Below are 20,703 nucleotides of genomic sequence, written 5' to 3'. Positions count from 1 at the left end.
AAAAATACAAATAAATAATTAATATACAAAATATTAATAGATTAATAATAAGACAAATAATAAAAATGAAATATAGATAATAGTTGACTAATTGATAGACAAAATATAATGCGTCTGCCCTGTTGACTATAGCAGGGCAAACGCATTATATTTTTATCTTATTTAATAGTTTGAACAAATATTCATCATTCCATCCTGCGTTTTTTCTTTTGGCTGCTACACTGCCCTTTGTTTCATCTTGTTTGATGATATAAAGGGCCATCTTATTAATTAAAGAAAAATTTTGCGCAGCATTACCTACTTTCCTTCCTGCGTCTTCTCTAAACGATACGTCTAACTGCCAATGTAGCCTGTTTTCTATATCCCAATGCGATCTTATAGCCTCTGAAATTTCTTTCGGTTTTAGCCCTAGTGAAGTAATGTAATATCTTTTTTCTACGGAAAGTTTTTTAGTGGCTACCTCCAGTCTTTCGGTACTAATTCTTACGATGGACTTGACCCCCTCAAATTTATCTTTCAGCATTGATTCCATAATCTTTCCCGGGCTATAAACCAGACATTCACGAGTCTCAATTCTCCCATGAGAAACCTCCTCTGTGACATATTTTCCATAGTGTGAACGGTATACCGGCCGATCAATATCAACACCATCCATCTCGTCTAGCCATCGTTCCACATCCATTAACCTGTTTTTTTGATTGGCCTTTAATGCCAGAATATAGTCTGCATTATTTTCTATTATTACTTCGGCAATATCTGTTTGGCATGCAATAGCATCAATTGTCACTATGCAATCCTGCAAATCCAGAGATTTTATAAGAGAAGGAATAGCGGTGATTTCATTGCTTTTATCATCTACTTTTACCTGACCCATACTGATTCCATTGGAAACAGCCCAGGCACTAACCATATGAAGCTTGAATCCTTTTTTGCCAAAGGGATTGTCTTTGCTGCACTTACTTGCTCCACGAAGCATTTTACCGTCTATAGCAACAACCCCTTCATACTTACCACAAAGCTCAGATACCCAATCACGAAAGACCAATTCAAAATAACCGGGTTTGAGTAAACTGAAAAAACGATTGAAAGTGTCATGACTTGGGATCTTTACTAAATCAGGAAAACGACGTTTAAAGAAGTCAAACTTACAAATACCGAACCGTTCTATTTCATTCCAGCTTTCACTTCCACAGATTACAGCACACAAGGCTATATAAACGATGACTTCCAAAGAGTGTTCTTTTTTTCGGTCAATACGAGGATCTTCAAGTTGTTTACAAAGACTAATTAAGCTCATTTTAGGGTTTATTTTTGTTTAAATTCAATACAACAAAAATACAAATAAATAATTAATATACAAAATATTAATAGATTAATAATAAGACAAATAATAAAAATGAAATATAGATAATAGTTGACTAATTGATAGACAAAATATAATGCGTCTGCCCTGTTGACTATAGTACTTCTTTTATTTGACTATACTCTAACGAAAGAAACACTATAGTCAAATGAATTAATTCATGCACTCAAAGGTATTAATTATTTCAGGTAAAGACACTAATTTATGCATTAAATGAGAAAATACGATATCCCCCCTTTATATTTTCTTCTAAAAACGATACCTTTGAAGTGTTTTCTTTCTTTTTTATCAAGTATGGATTGATTTCCGGCAAGTTCTCCTATATTTCCTGAATTAATATTCATTAACTTATTTGCTGTAATACTTTTTAATACCTCTTGTGTATTAGCTAATAGATATTGAACTATTAACTTTAAAGACTAATATTATGGAAAAAGATTCTCCTTTTTCATCCACCGGCAGAAGGTGTATTGTAACCTTAATGTGCATATTTGTCACAGTTTTTGTTTATGCACAACAGCAAAAAATATCGGTTAGTATCAAAGAGCTTCCTCTTAAAGAAGCTATCAGTCAGATAGCAGAGAAGGCATCGATGAATGTAGCCTATAGTAAAGAATTTGTGGATACGAGTAGGAAAGTGTCATTGGAGGTAAAAGACACAGATGTAAACAAAGCACTAACTCTTTTGCTAAAAGGGACTAACATTGGGTTCCGTTTCCTGGATGACAGTATTTTATTTTATAATAAAGAATATCAAAATAAAACTGAACCTGTTGATTCACAAGGAGAGAAGAAGGAACTGTATGTGAAAGGTAAAGTTACTGACGAGAATACGGAACCGATCATCGGAGCCACCGTATCGGTAAAAGGATCGACTACAGGTACAATCACCGATATCAATGGTCAGTATTCCATCAAGGTACCCTATGGAAGTACACTTCGGTACTCATACGTCGGCTACCGTGAAGAAAGCGTCATAGCGAAAGCAACGACAGTAAACGTAGTGATGAAAGAGAATGCTGTCAGCCTGGAAGATGTAGTAGTTGTAGGCTATGGCGTACAAAAGAAAGTGAATGTAACAGGTGCTGTATCTATGGTCAAAGCGGAGGCTATCGAGAACCGACCTATTACTAACGTAACTACGGGTCTGCAAGGATTGTTGCCTGGAGTTAGTATCGTTTCCTCTTCGGGACAACCGGGTGCTGTGCCCAGTATCAACATTCGTGGTACGGGAACCATCAACAGTAGTACAGCACCTTTGATCTTGATTGATGGAGTAGCCGGGGGAGACATCAACTTATTGAATCCTTCGGACATCGAAAGCGTATCCGTACTGAAAGATGCCGCCTCATCGGCCATTTATGGAGCACGTGCCGCTAACGGTGTTATTCTTGTAACGACTAAAAAGGGAGAAAAGAAAGAACGTGTAGTATTCCAATATAACGGATATGCCGGATTCCAGACTCCCACAGCATTGCCCAAACTTGTTAACGGAAGGGAATACATGGAACTCTCCAACGAAGCCATGAGTGCTGCCGGATTTTCCAAGCCCTATACACAAGAGGCTTTCGATAAATATGATTCGGGACTGTATCCCAACGAATATTCCAATACAGACTGGATTGACGAAATATACAAAAGCCGAGCTTTTCAGACAGGGCATAATGTAAGTGCACGGGGTGGAAGCGAGAAAACCGGATTTTTTATGTCGTATGGTTTCCTGGATCAGGATGGACTGGTTGTAGGTGACGGATATAGTTCCAAGAGACATAATGCGCGTATCAGTGTAAACACGGAGGTGTATGATCGTCTGAAACTGACCGGACAGATGAGCTATGTCGATTTCTATAAAAAGGACTTAGGTTATAGCGGCACATCAGGAGTATTCCGCCTGTCACAGCGTATGTCTCCGTTACTTCCCGTCATGTGGCAAATTCCTGACGAGAATGGCCGGATGGTAGATAGTGAGAACTGGTCGTACGGTTCGGTACGTAACCCCTTGCAGGTAGCTTATGAGTCGGGAATGGAAGAACGGAAAACACGCGTGCTCAATGGTATTTTCAATGCAGATCTCAAAATTATAGACGGACTGAACGTAGGTATGCAGTACTCTGCAAATATATATACCCGCCAAGTGGATGAGTTTAACCCGAAGATGTTGTCTTATTACTCGGACGGTAGCCCGTTGAAAGCAAATGAAGATGCCAAGGACTATATCTCACAAAGCCATCTTGACGTTATGACCCAAACGTTGCAATTCACCCTGAACTTTAATAAGACCATAGGACGCCACGAGTTGGGAGCATTGATGGGATTTTCGCAAGAGTGGGAAAACAGAAGCACACTGGGTGCTACGCGTGATAATGTGATGGTTGAGGATATTCACGTTATTAGCGCCGGAATGATTAATTTTATGAATAGCGGAACAAAAGACGAGTGGGCTTTGCGTTCTTACTTTGGTCGTGTCAACTATGCTTTTGACGGTAAATACCTGTTTGAAGCTAACCTGCGTGCCGACGGAACTTCAAGATTTGCCAAGGGCAATCGTTGGGGATATTTTCCATCGTTCTCGGCAGGATGGAACTTCTCACGTGAAAAATTCATGGAGTTCGCTACTTCGGTATTGAGTTCGGGTAAGCTGCGTGCTTCCTGGGGTGAATTGGGAAATCAAAACATTCCCGGTAATTACTACCCCTACTTGTCACCTATCATAACCGAAGAGTCTTATCCTATCGGAGCTTCTAATACACCTGTTATGGGACTTTGGCAAAACAAAATCGGTAATCCCGACATCAAGTGGGAAACCATCCGCATGCTTAATTTCGGAGTAGACCTTAGTTTTTTGAACAATAGACTGAATGTGGACTTTGATTGGTATAAGAAAGAAAATATTGATGCATTGGTTCGTCCCGATGTTCCGGCTATTGTCGGGGTTTCCAGTAGTAACGTAGGTTATGTCAATCTTGGTAAGATTGATGTCAAAGGATGGGAACTTAATCTGTCATGGCGTGATAAGATCGGAAATGTAAATTACAATTTCGGGTTCAATCTGTCGGACGCCCGTAATAAGATTACCGATTTGGGTGGAACTCCGGAGTCGCTGACCAGTACGGCTTCCGGTTCGTATCGTCGGGTAGGTGATCCGATAGGTGCTTTCTATGGTTATCTGACTGATGGGCTGGCGCAAGTGTATGACTTTGAATCAGTGAATACAACTACAGGTAAGTACCAGAAACCAAAATTTCCTCTTGTTGCATCACAAAACGGCATTGTACAGCCCGGAGATATTAAGTATCGGGACATCAGTGGTCCTGACGGCGCTCCCGACGGGGTAATTGATGACTACGACAAAGTGGTGTTTGGCGAGAAAGAGCCCCATTACACCTATGCAATCAAGGGTGGTTTGGAATGGAAAGGCATTGATTTCAGTTTCTATTTGCAAGGCGTAGGCAAAGTTGCCGGTTACCTTGAGGATGAGGCTCGGCATGCGTTTATCAATGACTACTCAATCCCTAAAAAAGAGCATCTTGACAGATGGACGCCTATGAATCCAAATGCTTCTTATCCCAGACTTTATCAGTCGCAGGAGCACAACAGGCTCTTCAGTGACTACTGGAAAGAGGATGCATCGTACTTGCGTCTGAAGAATATTCAGATAGGTTATCGTTTTCCTGCCCGAATGGTGGCACCTCTTGGCATTAATAGTCTTAGAGTATATGCTTCGGCAGATAACTTGTTTACTAAAACCGATTACTTCGGAGCTTATGACCCTGAAGTGAGGACCACCAGCGGAGATGTTTACCCGCAAGTAAAAACCTATGTTTTTGGATTATCAATAACATTCTAACCTATTAAACGACTATAAAGATGAAATACTCAAAATACTTTTTAATCATTGCTTTATTTGGCATAGTTACCTCATGTAGTGATTTTCTGGATAGAACGAACCCTAACGAGCCGGACAATGTAACATTCTGGGTGAATGAAGATCAGCTTAAAAATGCCTTGCCTCCCTGTTACGAAGCTTTACAAAAAGACTATCTCGTGAATTGGAGTGAATCGACGGCCGAAACTGTTATGTGGGGGAATATTACTAGTGGACTAAGTAAGGTTTCGGGAGGCAAGCACTCTTATACTGACGGCTTCCCTTTCACTACCTATTGGACAGGAGCGTATAGCTATATTTATCGCTGCAATAATTTTCTGGACAACTATAATAAAGCGCAGGTAGCTCAAAATAAGAAGGACGTTTATGCCGCAGAAGTAAAAACCATCCGGGCGCTTATGTACTTTTACCTCACGACATTTTGGGGTGATGTACCCTGGGTAGGAGAAGTCATCCAGCCCGAAGATGCATATATCGAACGTACTCCCAGAGAGAAAGTCATTGACCAGCTCGTCGAGGATTTGAAATGGGCGGCAGAGCGTATGCCTGAAGAAAGGTATACGGGCGATAAACTGGGAAGACTCGACCGCTGGGGCGCTTTAGCTATATTGGCACGTATTGCTTTGCAAAACGAAAGATGGGAACTGGCTGCAAAAACGAGTGAATATATCATCGAAAACAGTCCCTATGGCCTGTATGAATACGAAAAACTATTTCATCACGAAGGGGATGTCGAGAATGATCCGAAAAATATCGAAGCTATCGTATATAGTCTTTTTGTACCTGAAATCCGTACACAAAGTCTGCCCAATGAAACTTGCAGTCCGACAGACTATATACGCCTCAATCCAACGAAGTCGTTAGTGGATGCTTATCTGTGTACAGACGGTAAACCGGCAAAAACCGGATTGGAATATTATAAAAAGACCGGTGTGCAGACCTCATCGTTATACAAGTCGCCTGAAGAGCATTATGTGGATTACTTCCAGAACAGAGATCCTAGAATGAAGATGACTTTATATGCTCCGGGTGACAAATGGCCGGGAGGAGATGACGGTGATCCTGATACGGATAAGGCCAACGAGATATTTAATCTGCCTCGTTTTGCTTCATTGCAAGATAATAACCGTGTGGGGGCAAATAGCCGTACAGGTTTCTATCTGAAAAAGTATAACGATATTGATTTGGCCGGCTCAAGTGTGGGTGGACATGGGAATCTCAATGTCATCCGCTTTGCCGAAATCTTGCTGATTTATGCCGAAGCCACTTTCGAACTACAAGGCAAGAAACTGACACAAACACAGATTGATTACTCCATCAACAGGCTTAGAGATCGTGTGAATATGCATCGTATGAACCTTGACGAACTTAGCGCATGGGGGATGGATCTCGAAACCGAATTGAGAAGAGAACGCCGCATTGAGTTGGCAGGTGAAGGAACAAGATACGCCGATGTGATGCGCTGGCGTGAAGGCGAACTTCGCTTTGGACGTGCCATCACCGGTCCCAGCCTGAAAGTTTGTATGAATGATTTGGGCGCCAACCCGTATCCCGATACCGGAGTGGATGAGTTTGGTGATGTTATCTACGAAAAGTCTACTGCGGAAGGCGGAGCACGCTACTTCGACGCAACGAAACATTATTTGTGGCCCGTGCCTAATCCCGAGCGCCAGAAGAATCCTCTGTTAGGACAAAATCCGGGCTGGGAAAAGTAATCATTAAAAAATAGAAACCATGTATTCAATGAAGAAATATTTATTATTGTTTTTATGCCTGACTTTGGGCGTTGCCTATGCGCAAGATACTCTACGGGTGCGGGTAATGACCTATAATTTAAGATTTGGCGAACTGGCATCTTTAGAGGAACTTGCTCATCACATCAAATCTTTCAAGCCTGATTTTGTGGCGCTTCAGGAAGTGGATAGCAAAACAGACCGTAAGCGTACCCCGCATCAGAAGGGGAAGGATTTTATATCCGAACTTGCCTATCATACAGGGATGTTTGGGCTTTACGGAAAAACGATTGACTATTCTACCGGTTATTACGGTATTGGGATGTTAAGTAAATATCCATATATTTCTGTCCAAAAGATAATGCTGCCCCATCCGGTCAAAGAGCATGAGAGGCGGGCCATGCTGGAGGGATTATTCGAAATGGGTAATGATACCATTGTTTTTACCTCTACGCATCTGGATGTCAACTCTCAAGAAACACGGGCAGAGCAAATAGAATTTATTACCGGGCATTTCAAAAATTATAAATATCCTGTAATTTTGGGAGGTGATTTCAACGCGCGTCATTACTCCGAGGCAATACGTGGTATGGATAGCTGGTTTGCTGCAAGCAACGATGATTTTGGAATGCCGGCATGGAAACCTGTGATTAAAATCGATTACTTGTTTGCTTACCCGCAAAAAGGATGGCGTGTGATTAGTACACAAACTGTTCAGTCGCTTTTGTCAGACCATTTACCGATTATTACGGAACTGGAATATGTGAAAGAAGCATCGAAGAAAAAATATTGATACTCACTTATAACATTTATGATTTTCTATGATACATACAATAATCAAGTATTTACTGATTTCAGCAACGCTTTTTTTCTGCTCATGCCACAAGCCCAAGACGGATATTACCACCCCCGCCAAACAGTTAATAGAACGTCAGATTGGGGAAAGAGCACAGTCTATCCACTTTGAATATATCGAACCATCCGACGGTAAAGATATATTCGAAGTGATAGCAAGCGACGGCCGGCTTACCCTAAGGGGAAGCAGCTCCGTTGCTATCTGTTACGCTTTTCATACGTACATGAAAGAGGCCTGCAAGAGTATGAAAACATGGAGTGGTGAACACATAACGTCGGTGATGCCATGGCCCGATTATGAACTGTATGAACAGGTGTCCCCTTATGAGTTGCGCTATTTCCTTAATGTTTGTACATTCGGCTACACTACCCCTTACTGGGACTGGGAGCGTTGGGAAAAGGAAATTGACAGGATGGCTCTTTATGGTGTAAATATGCCTTTGGCTACTGTGGCCAGCGAAGCCATTGCGGAACGGGTATGGCTGCGTATGGGATTGAACAAAGAAGAAATCCGTGAGTTTTTCACTGCCCCCGCACACCTTCCCTGGCATCGCATGGGCAATCTGAACAAGTGGGACGGTCCCTTATCTGATGCATGGCAACAGAACCAAATCGCTTTGCAGCATCAAATCCTGACCCGTATGCGCGAGTTGGGTATGCAGCCCATAGCACCTGCGTTTGCAGGTTTCGTGCCGGAAGGATTCGTCCAGAAACATCCCGACACACAATTCCGGCACATGCGGTGGGGTGGTTTTGATGAAGAGTACAACGCCTATGTATTGCCACCGGATTCACCTTTTTTCGAAGAGATAGGCAAACTGTTTGTCGAAGAGTGGGAAAAAGAGTTTGGAGAAAATACGTATTATCTCTCGGACAGTTTTAACGAGATGGAGCTGCCTATCGATAAGGAGGATAAAGAAGCGAAATATAAGTTATTGGCCGAGTATGGAGAAACGATCTATAAATCAATTACAGCCGGAAACCCGGATGCCGTTTGGGTTACACAGGGATGGACATTCGGATATCAACATTCATTCTGGGATAAAGAATCGCTTAAAGCCTTGTTAAGCAATGTACCTGATGATAAAATGATTATCATTGATTTGGGCAATGATTATCCGAAATGGGTATGGAACACCGAACAAACATGGAAAGTACATGATGGATTTTACGGAAAGAAATGGATATTCAGCTATGTACCCAACTTTGGTGGGAAAAACACCATGACAGGAGACTTGGATATGTATGCAAGCTCCTCGGTCAAAGCGTTACGTGCAGCTAATAAAGGTAACTTGATTGGGTTCGGTTCTGCCCCTGAAGGACTCGAAAGCAATGAGGTTGTTTACGAACTGTTAGCCGATATGGGATGGTCATCAGATAGTATCGACCTGGACGATTGGATGAAGATATACTGTGAGGCCCGTTATGGAGGATATCCCGATGCCATGGAGGAAGCTTGGAAGCTTTTTCGGAAAACAGCATATAGTTCTTTATATTCATACCCCCGTTTTACCTGGCAAACTGTAATTCCTGATCAACGGCGGATCAGTAAAATCGACCTTAGTGATGATTACTTGCAGGCTATACGTTTGTATGCCAGTTGTGCTGACGAACTGAAAAGCTCTGAATTATACAGAAACGACCTCATAGAGTTTGTTTCGTATTATGTAGCGGCTAAAGCTGAAAATTTTTATAAACAGGCCTTGAAAGATGATTCGGAGAATCGTGTTCTCGCAGCGCAACGTAATCTGCAACAAACTGTTGATTTGTTGATGGACGTTGACAGGCTGTTGGCTTCTCATCCTTTATATCGATTAGAAGAATGGGTGGAACTTGCGCGCAATAGCGGAACAACTCTTCAGGAAAAAGATGCTTATGAAGCAAATGCCAAACGCTTGATTACAAGTTGGGGTGGTATTCAGGAAGATTATGCTGCCCGTTTCTGGAGCGGATTGATTAAAGACTACTATATCCCTCGTATACAGCTCTATTTCACAAAAGACCGGAATAAAATCCGAGAATGGGAGGAGCAATGGATTACATCTCCTTGGAGTAACAGTACAACTCCGTTTGATGATCCGGTCGAGGCTGCATTGAGTTTAATAGAGAAAACAAATAAGTGATAGCTTTTATGAAAAAGATTGTATTGGCATTCGACTCGTTTAAAGGTTCGGTCGGTTCTTTCGAGATAGCGAAAGCTGCCGAAAAAGCGATTCAGGAGGAATTACCCGACTGTCAGATTATACGTTTCCCCATAGCTGATGGCGGCGAAGGGACTACAGAAGCTCTATGCTCTGCCCTTCATGCCCAAACGGTGTCATGTCGGGTGCATGATCCATTCATGAAGCCAATTGAAGTATCGTATGGTATCGTAAACAATGGTGCGATGGCTATTATCGAAATGGCCTCGGCCTGCGGTCTGCCATTGATTGATTCAAATCGAAGAAATCCCATGAAGACTACGACTTATGGAGTTGGAGAAATGGTTGCTGACGCATTAAAACGCGGGTGTCGGGAATTCATTATCGGGATCGGCGGAAGTGCTACGAATGATGCGGGAATAGGTATGCTGAAGGCTTTAGGTGCACGCTTTTTAGATAGCGGAAACGATGAGTTGGAGCCTGTCGGCGAAAATCTGATAAAAGTTCATCAAATAGATATTTTCCAATTAAATCCGGCATTGAAGGAAAGTAAATTTACGATTGCCTGTGATGTTAGTAACCTATTTTTTGGAGAAGAGGGTGCGGCCTATGTATATGCTCCCCAAAAAGGGGCAACTATGTTGCAAGTGATAGAGTTGGACAATGGGTTGCGGCATTATGCACAGGTGATAAAGGAATATACAAATATGGATATATCCCAGCTTCCCGGTGCTGGAGCAGCTGGAGGAATGGGAGGCGGCTTGCTTCCGTTTTTGAATGCAGAATTGCAATCCGGAATAGAAGTTATATTGAAAACGCTTCGTTTCGAGGAGGTCGTCCGACAGGCAGACCTGATACTGACCGGAGAGGGGAAACTGGATCGCCAGACTGGTATGGGAAAGGCGCTGGACGGAATTTTACGTGTCGGTGAGAAATGTCAGGTTCCGGTGATAGCGTTGGGGGGAGCGGTCGAAGCCACCGAAGCGCTTAATAGGATGGGGTTTACTGCCGTACTGCCTATTCAACCTTTTCCGGTAACACTTGAAGAGGCGATGCAACCGGAGTTTACGAAAGAAAATATAGAGAGAACGGTGCGACAGGTGGTGAGAATCATAAAACAATTTACTAAATAATACTCAATGACAGCGATAGGCGCATTAATCGGGCTTTCATTATCCATACTGTTAATCATAAGAAAGCTTTCTCCGACATACAGTCTGATTATCGGAGCGATAGTCGGAGGGTTGTTGGGAGGACTATCTTTAAATGAGACTGTTACGGTGATGACCGAAGGGGTGAAAGAGGTCACCCCGGCGGTATTGCGGATTCTGACAGCCGGAGTCTTGTCAGGCATATTAATACAAACCGGGGCTACCACGGTCATCTCCAATGCGATTATAAACAAAATGGGTGAAAAACGGGTATTTATGGCATTGTCACTCGCAACGATGTTGCTTTGTACGGTAGGCGTCTTTATTGATGTGGCTGTGATAACCGTTGCGCCGGTGGCTCTTTCGATAGGCAAGCGTCTAAACCTGTCTCCATCTGTATTGCTTATTGCTATGATCGGGGGAGGTAAATGTGGAAATATCATATCACCTAACCCGAACACCATTATAGCAGCCGGAAATTTTAATGCAGATCTATCGGCTGTAATGTTTGCCAATATCTTGCCGGCAGTGATCGGTCTGTTTTTCACTGTTTTCGTTATTGTCCATCTAATGCCTCAATCGGTAAAAAACAAAAAAACGATGATGCAAACAGAGGATAAAGAGGAAGAGAGAAATCTGCCCTCGTTAAGAACCAGTCTGATTGCTCCTGTTGTTACGATTGTTTTATTGGCATTACGTCCTGCGGCAGGAATCAATATTGACCCTTTGATAGCTTTGCCGGTAGGTGGTTTATGTGGTGCTATCTGTATGAAACAATGGAAAAATATTCTTCCCAGTATAGAATATGGACTGCAAAAGATGTCTGTGGTAGCTATTCTGTTGATAGGAACCGGAACTATTGCCGGTATCATAAAGAACTCTTCTTTGAAAGATTGGATTCTTACAGGATTGGATCATGCTCATATGAGTGATGCATTGATTGCTCCTATATCAGGCGCGTTGATGTCGGCGGCTACCGCATCGACAACAGCCGGAGCGACACTGGCTTCTTCTTCGTTTGCTGAAACGATATTGGCTATAGGCATTTCTGCAATTTGGGGAGCGGCTATGATTAATTCCGGAGCTACAGTTCTTGACCATTTGCCACATGGTTCGTTCTTTTATGCGACAGGAGGCGTATGCGAACTCAATTTTAAGGAACGTCTGAAGCTGATACCTTATGAATCGCTTATAGGGATAGTGTTAGCTGCCGGAACGACTATTTTATATATAATAAGTAATTAAAAGAATCAAATATTATGAATCCGAACAAACGGTTACTTTCGCTTGATGTACTTCGGGGTATTACTGTTGCCGGGATGATCTTGGTCAACAACACAGGAAAGTGTGGCTATAACTATGCTGTGTTTGCACATGCCAAGTGGGATGGCTTTTCGCCGGCCGATCTGGTCTTTCCGATGTTTATGTTCCTGATGGGGATTTCGACCTACATTTCCTTGTGTAAGTATAACTTCCAGTGTCGACCGGCCATTGCGAAAATCATAAAAAGAAGTCTCTTATTAATATTTATAGGTCTGGTTATGGAGTGGTTCATTACATCAATCGATAGTGGTAACTATTTTGATTTGAGTCAGCTCCGGTTGATGGGAGTTATGCAACGGCTTGGGATTTGTTATGGTATTACAGCCTTGTTGGCTGTAACAATACCGCATAAGAGGTTTATGCCATTAGCTATTATCTTGCTGGTTGTCTACTTTATTTTTCAGTTATTTGGAAACGGATTTGAAAAGAGTGCGGATAATATCGTCGGGATGATTGATTCGGCTATTTTAGGATCTAACCACATGTATCTTCAGGGCCGCCAGTTTGTCGATCCCGAGGGGATACTTAGTACGATTCCCGCTGTGTCTCAAGTGATGATCGGTTTTGTTTGCGGAAAGATAATCATTGACATTAAAGACAATGACCGCCGGATGCTGAATCTATTTCTTATAGGTACCACGCTGTTGTTTGTCGGCTATTTGTTAAGCTATGCCTGTCCTTTGAACAAACGTTTGTGGTCTCCTTCGTTCGTTTTGCTCACTTGTGGGATTGCGGCATTGTCATTGGCATTGCTGCTTTATATCATTGATGTAAAGCAGAATAAAAAGTGGTTTTCGTTTTTCAAAGCATTTGGAGCGAATCCGCTTGTAATTTATGTGTTTAGCTGCATAGCCGGAGGATTGCTTGTGCATTGGCATATCCATACGGCTGTGTTCAGTAATTTGCTTAACCCGTTATTCGGAAATTACTTCGGTTCATTTATGTACGGTGTATTTTTCCTGTTGTTCAATGGGCTGTTGGGGTATGTTTTGTTAAAAAGAAAAATCTATATAAAATTATAAATCAGAATGAAAAGAAAAAGTGTATACACGTGTCTGGTTATGTTGTTTATGTCGTTGGTTCTTCAGGCTAAAGACAAAGACGTAGCTGTTGCGGAAGCATTATTGAAACGTTTGCTTCCATCATACATCGAGAGTTTTCAGTTTCAAAAGTTGAAAGGAGAGAAAGACTGCTTTACGATAGAGTCCGTAAAAGATAAAATTGTAATCAGTGGAAACAACGCCAATTCAATGGCGATGGGACTGAACCATTACTTGAAATATTACTGTCTCACTACAGTGTCATGGTATGCGGATATAGCCGTTGAAATTCCTGAAGAATTGCCGATGGTTGGTGAGAAGGTGGTTTCGGAAGCGCGAGTGGATACTCGTTTTTTCCTGAATTACTGCACGTATGGTTACACGATGCCTTGGTGGCAATGGAAAGAATGGGAGCGCTTTATTGACTGGATGGCCCTTAATGGTATAAATATGCCTTTGGCCATTACCGGACAAGAAGCTGTGTGGTATAAAGTTTGGTCGAAAATGGGAATGTCGGACATCGAAATACGCTCTTACTTCACGGGACCGCCGTATCTGCCCTGGCATCGGATGGCTAACATAGATCGCTGGAACGGTCCGTTGCCAATGGAATGGCTGGAACACCAGGTAAGCTTGCAGAAAAAAATACTCGCACGTGAGCGTGAACTGAATATGAAGCCCGTATTACCAGCCTTTGCCGGACATGTACCTGCCGATTTAAAACGGATCTATCCCGAGGCCGATATTCAACATTTGGGCAAATGGGCCGGCTTTGCTGATGCATACCGTTGTAATTTTCTGAACCCTAACGATGCTTTGTTTGCGAAAATTCAGAAGCTATTTCTTGATGAACAAAAAAAACTTTTCGGAACCGATCATATTTATGGTTTAGATCCTTTCAACGAGGTTGACCCGCCCAGTTTCGAACCCGAATATTTGCGGAAGATAGCATCGGATATGTACGCTACATTGACGGCTGCCGATCCCAAAGCCCAATGGATGCAAATGACGTGGATGTTTTATTTTGATAAAGATAAATGGACTTCCGAGCGAATGAAGGCTTTGCTGACAGGAGTGCCACAGAATAAAATGATATTACTTGATTATCATTGTGAAAATGTTGAATTATGGAAAAGAACAGAGCATTTTCATAATCAGCCCTATATTTGGTGTTATCTGGGCAATTTCGGGGGAAACACAACTTTGACAGGTAACGTCAAAGAAAGTGGCGCGCGACTTGAGAATGCTCTCATTAACGGTGGAGGCAATCTTAAAGGAATCGGCTCTACGCTGGAAGGATTGGATGTGATGCAATTTCCCTACGAATACATTCTTGAGAAAGCATGGAACCTGAATGTAGGTGATAATAAATGGATTGAATGTCTGGCTGACAGACATGTGGGATGTGTGTCGCTGTCTGTGCGCGATGCTTGGAAACGATTATTCAATGACATTTATGTACAGGTGCCGCGCACATTGGGTACTTTACCCGGGTATCGCCCTGCATTGAATAAGAACAGTGAAAAACGGACAAGTAATGTGTATAGCAATGTTGAACTACTAGAGGTCTGGAGAAAACTGAATGAGGCACCTTCTGACCGGAGAGATGCTTTTCGCCTGGATTTGATTACTGTAGGCAGACAGGTGCTTGGAAACTACTTTCTTGATGTGAAAATGGAGTTTGACAGGATGGTTGAAGCCAAAGATTATCAGGCTTTGAAAGCTTGCGGCGAAAAAATGAAGGAGATATTGAATGATTTGGATAAGCTGAATGCCTTTCATCCTTACTGTTCGCTGGATAAATGGATTGATGATGCGCGGAAGATGGGAGATTCTCCCCAGTTGAAAGACTATTATGAAAAGAATGCTCGCAACTTGATTACTACTTGGGGTGGAAGCCTGAACGATTATGCTAGTCGTTCGTGGGCAGGACTGATAAGTGATTATTATGCAAAGCGCTGGGAGGTGTATATCAATACATTCATCAAAGCGGTCGGGGAAGGTGTAGAGGTGGATCAGAAGCAACTTGAAGATGAATTAAAAGAAATAGAAGAAAGTTGGGTAAATGCAACTGATCGGAAGGATACTCGAAAAGATGTTCATTCAACAACTGACGGATTATTATCATTCTCCACCTTTTTATTCAGCAAATATCAAAGACTGGTGAAATAAATAAGAGGCCTGTTTCATTTGTTGCTCGCGAATCATGCTATATCAGAAAGAATTAATATATTTGAAAGTAAGGACTTGATATAATAAGCTTTTTATTTTCATATTTAAAATGATTAAGATGTCCCAGAAATACTCACAGGATGAAGCCCAAGCTTTGGTTAAGGCTCTGAAAGAGGGGAACCAGCTGGCATTTAGTATTGTATACAAGACGTATGCGGCGCAGACCTTTTCTTTGGCATTTAAATATTTGCTGAATAAGGAATTGGCTGAAGATGCTGTGCAGAACTTATTCTTAAAACTCTGGCTGAAAAAAGAAGAGATCGACGAAACAAAACCCATAAACAGATACCTTTTTACGATGTTGAAGAACGATCTGCTCAATACGTTGAGAGACTCAAAGAAAAATATCTATTTACTTGAGGATTGCCTTTCAATGGTTTTGGAATTGGAAGACAATTCTCAAAACGAAAACCTTAAACAAGAACAAATGAACATCATACAGCAAGCTCTTGAGCAACTTTCGCCGCAACGCCGCAAGGTTTTTGAAATGAAAGTTTCGGGAAAATACTCCAATCAGGAAATAGCCGATAAACTTAATCTTTCGATCAATACAATTAAATTTCAATATAGCCAATCTTTGAAGCAGATTCGCGCGACAGTGGGAGAGCTTAGCCTATTGTTGCTTTATTGTATGATGTAGTTTTATCACTTTTTGCTGATATGGAACGTTCTTTTGAATTAACACGGTTTAACGTAGTCTGTATAATACTTTTTTGTAACAGTGTGTATTACTAATAGATATTGAAATATGAAATCAAAAAAGAAACATATAAATCAGGACTTTGAAGTAGTTGACGGCATCGGGAAATATATGGATGACGACATTCAGAGGATAATAGAAGGCAAACAGCTCGAATTGGGCGACAGAGAATTGCCTCCTTTTGATGAATATCGCATTTATAAGAATATTCAGGAAGCCGTGATGCGGGAAGAAAAACGAAAGAACAGGAGAATAAGGATGCCATTGTTCTTTAAGTGGACGGTAGCCTGTGCAATTGTTTTGCTAGTGATAGGTGTGGGATATAATTTCTATCAAAGTCATAATGAGGCAAACCTTGTTTATCGGGAGGTCTGTGCTGTAAGGGGGGAGAAGCTACTCGTATTACTTCCTGATGGTAGCCGGGTGTGGTTAAATGCCGATTCTAAATTGACCTATCCGGAACAGTTTGCAAGATACAACAGGAATGTTACGCTGGAAGGAGAGGCTTATTTTGAGATAGCAGAAAACAAGAAATCCCCTTTTCAGGTACTTGCCGAGAATGTGAAAATACAAGTGACGGGAACGTGTTTCAATGTAAAAGCATACGCTTCGGATAAGGTAATCAAAACTACACTCGACGAAGGAAGTATAAATATCGGGCATGTGCAAAGCCGCAGGCCTATGCAGCAAATGCTTCCCGGACAAACTGCAGTTTATGAAAAAAGGAGTAATGTAATAAAAATAAAAACTGATAGATATCACGATGATGCTTCGAGTTGGAAGAGTAACCGGCTTATTTTCAGAAATGCATCATTGAAAGAGGTGCTTACAACACTCTCGCGTCATTTTGATATAGAGATTACAGTTAAAAACGAAAAGATTGCTTCGTTTACGTACGACTTCGTTTGTAAAGGGAACGATTTGAACTATGTGTTGGAGGTGATGCAATCCATAACACCGGTTAGCTTTAAAAAAATATCAGAATATACATATACCGTTGAATAAGTAAACTTAATCTAATAACAAAAACAAATTTATGAAAGCACTTTTAAAGCCCATTGTATGGGTATGCCTTTTCTTTTTTGCGTATCAAAGTACGTATGCGCAGGCTCTTAAAATAATGAGCTATAATTGCCGGATGTCCGGGGAAATGACCGGTTACTCGGTGAAGGAGTATGCTGCATTTATCAGGAAATACAATCCGGATGTTGTAATGTTGCAAGAGATAGATTACAACACAAAAAGGAACAAAAATCAGGATTTCACCACTCAACTGGCTGCGGAGTTGGGATTGTTTTCCGTATTCGGGAAAGCGATGGATACTGGTGGTGGAGAATATGGAGTAGCTATCCTTTCAAAATATCCTTTTGTTTATATCAATAACAAAACTTTTGAAGGGATAGACGGGGCCAAAGAACCCCGGACGCTATTATATGTAGATATTCAGGAACCGGGAACTTCAGACGTAATCAGGATAGGAACGACTCACCTGGATCATTCGACGGACCTGATAAGGAGTGCAATGGCCGAACAGATTAATGAACGGATTGGTACGGGAGATACCCCGACACTGCTGGGGGGAGATTTTAATGCCCGGACCGACTCTAATGTGATTTGTGAAGTCATGAAGAATTGGCAGAGAATCTGCGATGATACATTCACCTATCCGGCAGATCAGCCGACAATCAAGATTGATTATATATTCGGACTTCCACAGAATAAGTGGCAAGTGAAGTCGTTTAAAGTTTTATCTAATCCGGAAGTTTCTGACCACAGGGCTTTGTTTGCTGAAGTTGAATTTGTAAAATGAATGAAATATGAAATCAAACTATCTATATCTGCTATTTATATGTGTCATCTCTTGCCTGTTCGTTTCGTGTAGTGATGAGGATAACAAGGGAGAAGATATTCCGGAATGGAACCGGTTCAGAACAACTAACGTGTTGGTTTATGCGCACTTGTCAGGGCAAAATTTATTTAGCTCTTGTAGTTATAAAGAGGTGGCGTCATCTATCAGAAACACTGTTCATTCAGTGGCATTGTTGGACAGGACGAACGCTGTCTATGGGCAAACTGCAATCATAAATACGGGTACGGAGACTGCTAGAGAGAGTAAGAAAGTGCCGGTGTTTGTACCTGTCAGCTATAGTAACGGAGAGAAAAAGATAATCGGCAGTACGGTTCTTTTTCCTTCTACTATTTCCGAAATGACACAATATGTAGTAAAAAACGATTGCAGATATCTTGAAACAAAAACAGAAGCAGTGAACGGAATAGATATGCTCTTCTGTTCTGTATCATTAAATAGTGAAGACCTGATAGCTCCGGCTGTCGACGTTTTCAAGAAAAAGGTAAACGAACAGACGGTTCTGGTAGGCACTGTTAAACGTGCGTTATTGCCTAATCTTGAGTCGGCAATTACTTCTAACTTAACTTCTGATACCTATTCTTTCGTAGAAGTGGAAAATAGAAATAGAGACTCCGAGTATTGTATATTTGTCCTGACTTCACACAAATGGGCTTTTAGGGGGGTAACCGAAACAAGTGTAAGCGGAGATTTACATTGTTTTCAATTACAAATCGAATCTTTAAAATAAAAAATGAACGGTCATGAAGCAATATATCAAAAATATAATGATCCTGATACTTGCCCTTCCATGGGGTTTGTTGTTGACAAATTGTAGTGATAGTGAGTCCGATTATTCGGACGACAACGCATATCCGCCACCTACTGTAGAGCTCACTTCTCCTTCCGAAATAGATGTGGTGGAATATAACTCGACGGTGACTGTATCTGCCAGAAGTTTCTCTGCTGTGGGTATACACAGTATATATGCTACCTTGTTGAAGATGGATGAGAATGGAGAATATGAAGAGATAAACGCGACTGAACGTCAACGTTTAAAGATAGATACTCTGCAAACTGATATGACACTTGAATTTGACTTGAATGTCAAGGTCAACACGCGTGAAGCAGCCGGGATACTGGTAACATCAACGGATGTTTTGACAAAAACGGCACAAAAGGTAATACCTATTAAAAAGATAACTAAACTTCCATCCCAAATATTCACCGAACCATCAGATTTCCCTGTTTTAGTACCCGATGAAGAGGTTTCTCTGTCTGTGGTGATTCGTTCTGCTGTGGGCATTAAGTCTATAAAACATACATTGTGTAATAAAGTACTGGGTGACCTGAAGGAATATACGACTATTCCGGTATCAGGCAATCCGTTGGAAATGGAATTTATCCTGAAAACTGTCGTAGACAATAAAGAGACCAATGGAATCAAGATTGTGGTAGAAGATATAGAGGGGTTGAAAGAGGAAAAGATTATCAATATCGAAGGTTTTGAGGGTGTTGACAATAATGTTGCGCTTGTTTTCAACGATATCGAAATGGCACCCGAATGGGAACATTCAACAGAACCGGATCAACCTTATATTTTCTCCATAGAGGGAATAATGATACGGGGTGTGCAGAAATATGTATTAAGCTTGAAGGAAATTAAAGGATATGGTTCAAAGGCAAATGGCGTAGACTTTGCTTTCATCAATATATGGAGAAATCCAAGCTTTGTTGCCGTTAAAAACAGAGGTTTCTCCTTTGTCAGTGCATCAAGAATTAATGGAGGGCCGATAGGGAGAGCTTATGATGTGAATGACTGGATTAAACCGGCAGGTGTTGCTACCAACAAAACGTTGTTTACTCTTATACCTGATGATAAGGTTACTGATCTTGGTATTGATGTGATGATGGCGAACGCGGCTTCGGACGTCAAGACTTTTGAGGCGTTGAATGTATTGGAAAGTATAGCTAAAGGAGGTGCCGATATGTTAATGCAAAGAGTCAATGCATCTGATGGATATCCGAATGATCCTTGTAGTTTGCAGATAAAAGACGGTTCTTATATTGCCTTTGTTACTGCGGCGGGCAAATATGGTGTCATTCATGTCATTGAAGCCGCAAATGATACCGATGCGTTAGTTGCCGGAGGATGTAAAATAGCTACTCCTACAGGAGTGGTAGGAAGCCAGGGGCCAGCCTATTCGGGAGCTGGCATAACCGGACTCACTTATGACGGTGTGGCATTACTCTATGGACGTACCTGTAAGTTGAAAATTGTGGTTCAGAAGTAATGTTGTTATAAATTAAGGAATAAAGGACAATACATTTATATTTTGATGTAAAAGTAAAGAAAGGTCGGCTCATAAAAGAAAATGAGTCGGCCTTGTTTTTAGATGTTTTTTTAAATATTGGTTATAATAGTTTTGATGT

At 41.5% G+C, this 20,703-nt stretch carries 14 protein-coding genes; 13 read left to right on the top strand and 1 reads right to left on the bottom strand.

Features of this window, described 5'->3' with window-relative positions; genetic code table 11:
- Positions 1 to 145: 145 nt before the first annotated feature.
- Positions 146 to 1,297 (bottom strand): ISAs1 family transposase, encoded by a 1,152-nt coding sequence (locus A4V03_RS17270; protein WP_065538162.1) that lies wholly within the window; start codon positions 1,295 to 1,297, stop codon positions 146 to 148.
- Between the two features lie 493 nt (positions 1,298 to 1,790).
- On the opposite strand from A4V03_RS17270, the gene A4V03_RS17265 reads away from it, so the two are divergent.
- The 13 genes from A4V03_RS17265 to A4V03_RS17205 all read left to right on the top strand — a co-directional run bounded on the left by A4V03_RS17265 (position 1,791) and on the right by A4V03_RS17205 (position 20,564).
- On the top strand, positions 1,791 to 5,210 hold the full coding sequence (locus A4V03_RS17265; RefSeq protein WP_065539729.1) for a TonB-dependent receptor: 3,420 nt from the start codon (positions 1,791 to 1,793) through the stop codon (positions 5,208 to 5,210).
- Between the two features lie 20 nt (positions 5,211 to 5,230).
- Positions 5,231 to 6,964, top strand: a complete 1,734-nt coding sequence (locus A4V03_RS17260; RefSeq protein WP_009038936.1) for a RagB/SusD family nutrient uptake outer membrane protein — start codon at positions 5,231 to 5,233, stop codon at positions 6,962 to 6,964.
- A gap of 19 nt (positions 6,965 to 6,983) precedes the next feature.
- The gene (locus A4V03_RS17255) at positions 6,984 to 7,775 is read left to right on the top strand and encodes an endonuclease/exonuclease/phosphatase family protein (RefSeq protein WP_084081178.1); all 792 of its coding nucleotides are present in this window, start codon (positions 6,984 to 6,986) and stop codon (positions 7,773 to 7,775) included.
- A 28-nt stretch (positions 7,776 to 7,803) separates the two neighbouring features.
- Complete coding sequence (locus A4V03_RS17250; RefSeq protein ID WP_065539727.1) at positions 7,804 to 9,960, top strand: alpha-N-acetylglucosaminidase; 2,157 nt, start codon at positions 7,804 to 7,806, stop codon at positions 9,958 to 9,960.
- 8 nt (positions 9,961 to 9,968) lie between these two features.
- Complete coding sequence (locus A4V03_RS17245; protein WP_065539726.1) at positions 9,969 to 11,111, top strand: glycerate kinase family protein; 1,143 nt, start codon at positions 9,969 to 9,971, stop codon at positions 11,109 to 11,111.
- 6 nt (positions 11,112 to 11,117) lie between these two features.
- Positions 11,118 to 12,374 (top strand): GntP family permease, encoded by a 1,257-nt coding sequence (locus A4V03_RS17240; protein ID WP_065539725.1) that lies wholly within the window; start codon positions 11,118 to 11,120, stop codon positions 12,372 to 12,374.
- A 14-nt stretch (positions 12,375 to 12,388) separates the two neighbouring features.
- Positions 12,389 to 13,474, top strand: coding sequence for an acyltransferase family protein (locus A4V03_RS17235; protein WP_065539724.1), 1,086 nt, complete (start codon positions 12,389 to 12,391; stop codon positions 13,472 to 13,474).
- A 6-nt stretch (positions 13,475 to 13,480) separates the two neighbouring features.
- Positions 13,481 to 15,664 carry an alpha-N-acetylglucosaminidase gene (locus A4V03_RS17230; RefSeq protein ID WP_065539723.1) on the top strand — a complete coding sequence of 728 codons (2,184 nt, stop codon included), beginning with the start codon at positions 13,481 to 13,483 and terminating at the stop codon, positions 15,662 to 15,664.
- Between the two features lie 118 nt (positions 15,665 to 15,782).
- Positions 15,783 to 16,364, top strand: coding sequence for an RNA polymerase sigma factor (locus A4V03_RS17225; RefSeq protein ID WP_004317492.1), 582 nt, complete (start codon positions 15,783 to 15,785; stop codon positions 16,362 to 16,364).
- Positions 16,365 to 16,472: 108 nt separating this feature from the next.
- Positions 16,473 to 17,429, top strand: coding sequence for a FecR family protein (locus A4V03_RS17220; RefSeq protein WP_065539722.1), 957 nt, complete (start codon positions 16,473 to 16,475; stop codon positions 17,427 to 17,429).
- A gap of 31 nt (positions 17,430 to 17,460) precedes the next feature.
- The gene (locus tag A4V03_RS17215) at positions 17,461 to 18,234 is read left to right on the top strand and encodes an endonuclease/exonuclease/phosphatase family protein (protein WP_065539721.1); all 774 of its coding nucleotides are present in this window, start codon (positions 17,461 to 17,463) and stop codon (positions 18,232 to 18,234) included.
- Between the two features lie 7 nt (positions 18,235 to 18,241).
- Positions 18,242 to 19,021: a hypothetical protein gene (locus tag A4V03_RS17210; RefSeq protein ID WP_065539720.1), complete on the top strand. Its 780-nt coding sequence runs from the start codon at positions 18,242 to 18,244 to the stop codon at positions 19,019 to 19,021.
- A gap of 13 nt (positions 19,022 to 19,034) precedes the next feature.
- Positions 19,035 to 20,564, top strand: a complete 1,530-nt coding sequence (locus tag A4V03_RS17205; protein WP_065539719.1) for a hypothetical protein — start codon at positions 19,035 to 19,037, stop codon at positions 20,562 to 20,564.
- Positions 20,565 to 20,703 lie beyond the last annotated feature (139 nt).

This window comes from Bacteroides caecimuris (genome assembly GCF_001688725.2).
Classification (GTDB): domain Bacteria; phylum Bacteroidota; class Bacteroidia; order Bacteroidales; family Bacteroidaceae; genus Bacteroides; species Bacteroides caecimuris.
This window is presented reverse-complemented; position numbering and strand designations above follow the sequence as displayed.

Coding starts and splice junctions, on each gene's coding strand:
- A4V03_RS17270 (WP_065538162.1), bottom strand. CDS start 1,297: ATGAGCTTAATTAGTCTTTGTAAACAACTTGAAGATCCTCGTATTGAC.
- A4V03_RS17265 (WP_065539729.1), top strand. CDS start 1,791: ATGGAAAAAGATTCTCCTTTTTCATCCACCGGCAGAAGGTGTATTGTA.
- A4V03_RS17260 (WP_009038936.1), top strand. CDS start 5,231: ATGAAATACTCAAAATACTTTTTAATCATTGCTTTATTTGGCATAGTT.
- A4V03_RS17255 (WP_084081178.1), top strand. CDS start 6,984: ATGTATTCAATGAAGAAATATTTATTATTGTTTTTATGCCTGACTTTG.
- A4V03_RS17250 (WP_065539727.1), top strand. CDS start 7,804: ATGATACATACAATAATCAAGTATTTACTGATTTCAGCAACGCTTTTT.
- A4V03_RS17245 (WP_065539726.1), top strand. CDS start 9,969: ATGAAAAAGATTGTATTGGCATTCGACTCGTTTAAAGGTTCGGTCGGT.
- A4V03_RS17240 (WP_065539725.1), top strand. CDS start 11,118: ATGACAGCGATAGGCGCATTAATCGGGCTTTCATTATCCATACTGTTA.
- A4V03_RS17235 (WP_065539724.1), top strand. CDS start 12,389: ATGAATCCGAACAAACGGTTACTTTCGCTTGATGTACTTCGGGGTATT.
- A4V03_RS17230 (WP_065539723.1), top strand. CDS start 13,481: ATGAAAAGAAAAAGTGTATACACGTGTCTGGTTATGTTGTTTATGTCG.
- A4V03_RS17225 (WP_004317492.1), top strand. CDS start 15,783: ATGTCCCAGAAATACTCACAGGATGAAGCCCAAGCTTTGGTTAAGGCT.
- A4V03_RS17220 (WP_065539722.1), top strand. CDS start 16,473: ATGAAATCAAAAAAGAAACATATAAATCAGGACTTTGAAGTAGTTGAC.
- A4V03_RS17215 (WP_065539721.1), top strand. CDS start 17,461: ATGAAAGCACTTTTAAAGCCCATTGTATGGGTATGCCTTTTCTTTTTT.
- A4V03_RS17210 (WP_065539720.1), top strand. CDS start 18,242: ATGAAATCAAACTATCTATATCTGCTATTTATATGTGTCATCTCTTGC.
- A4V03_RS17205 (WP_065539719.1), top strand. CDS start 19,035: ATGAAGCAATATATCAAAAATATAATGATCCTGATACTTGCCCTTCCA.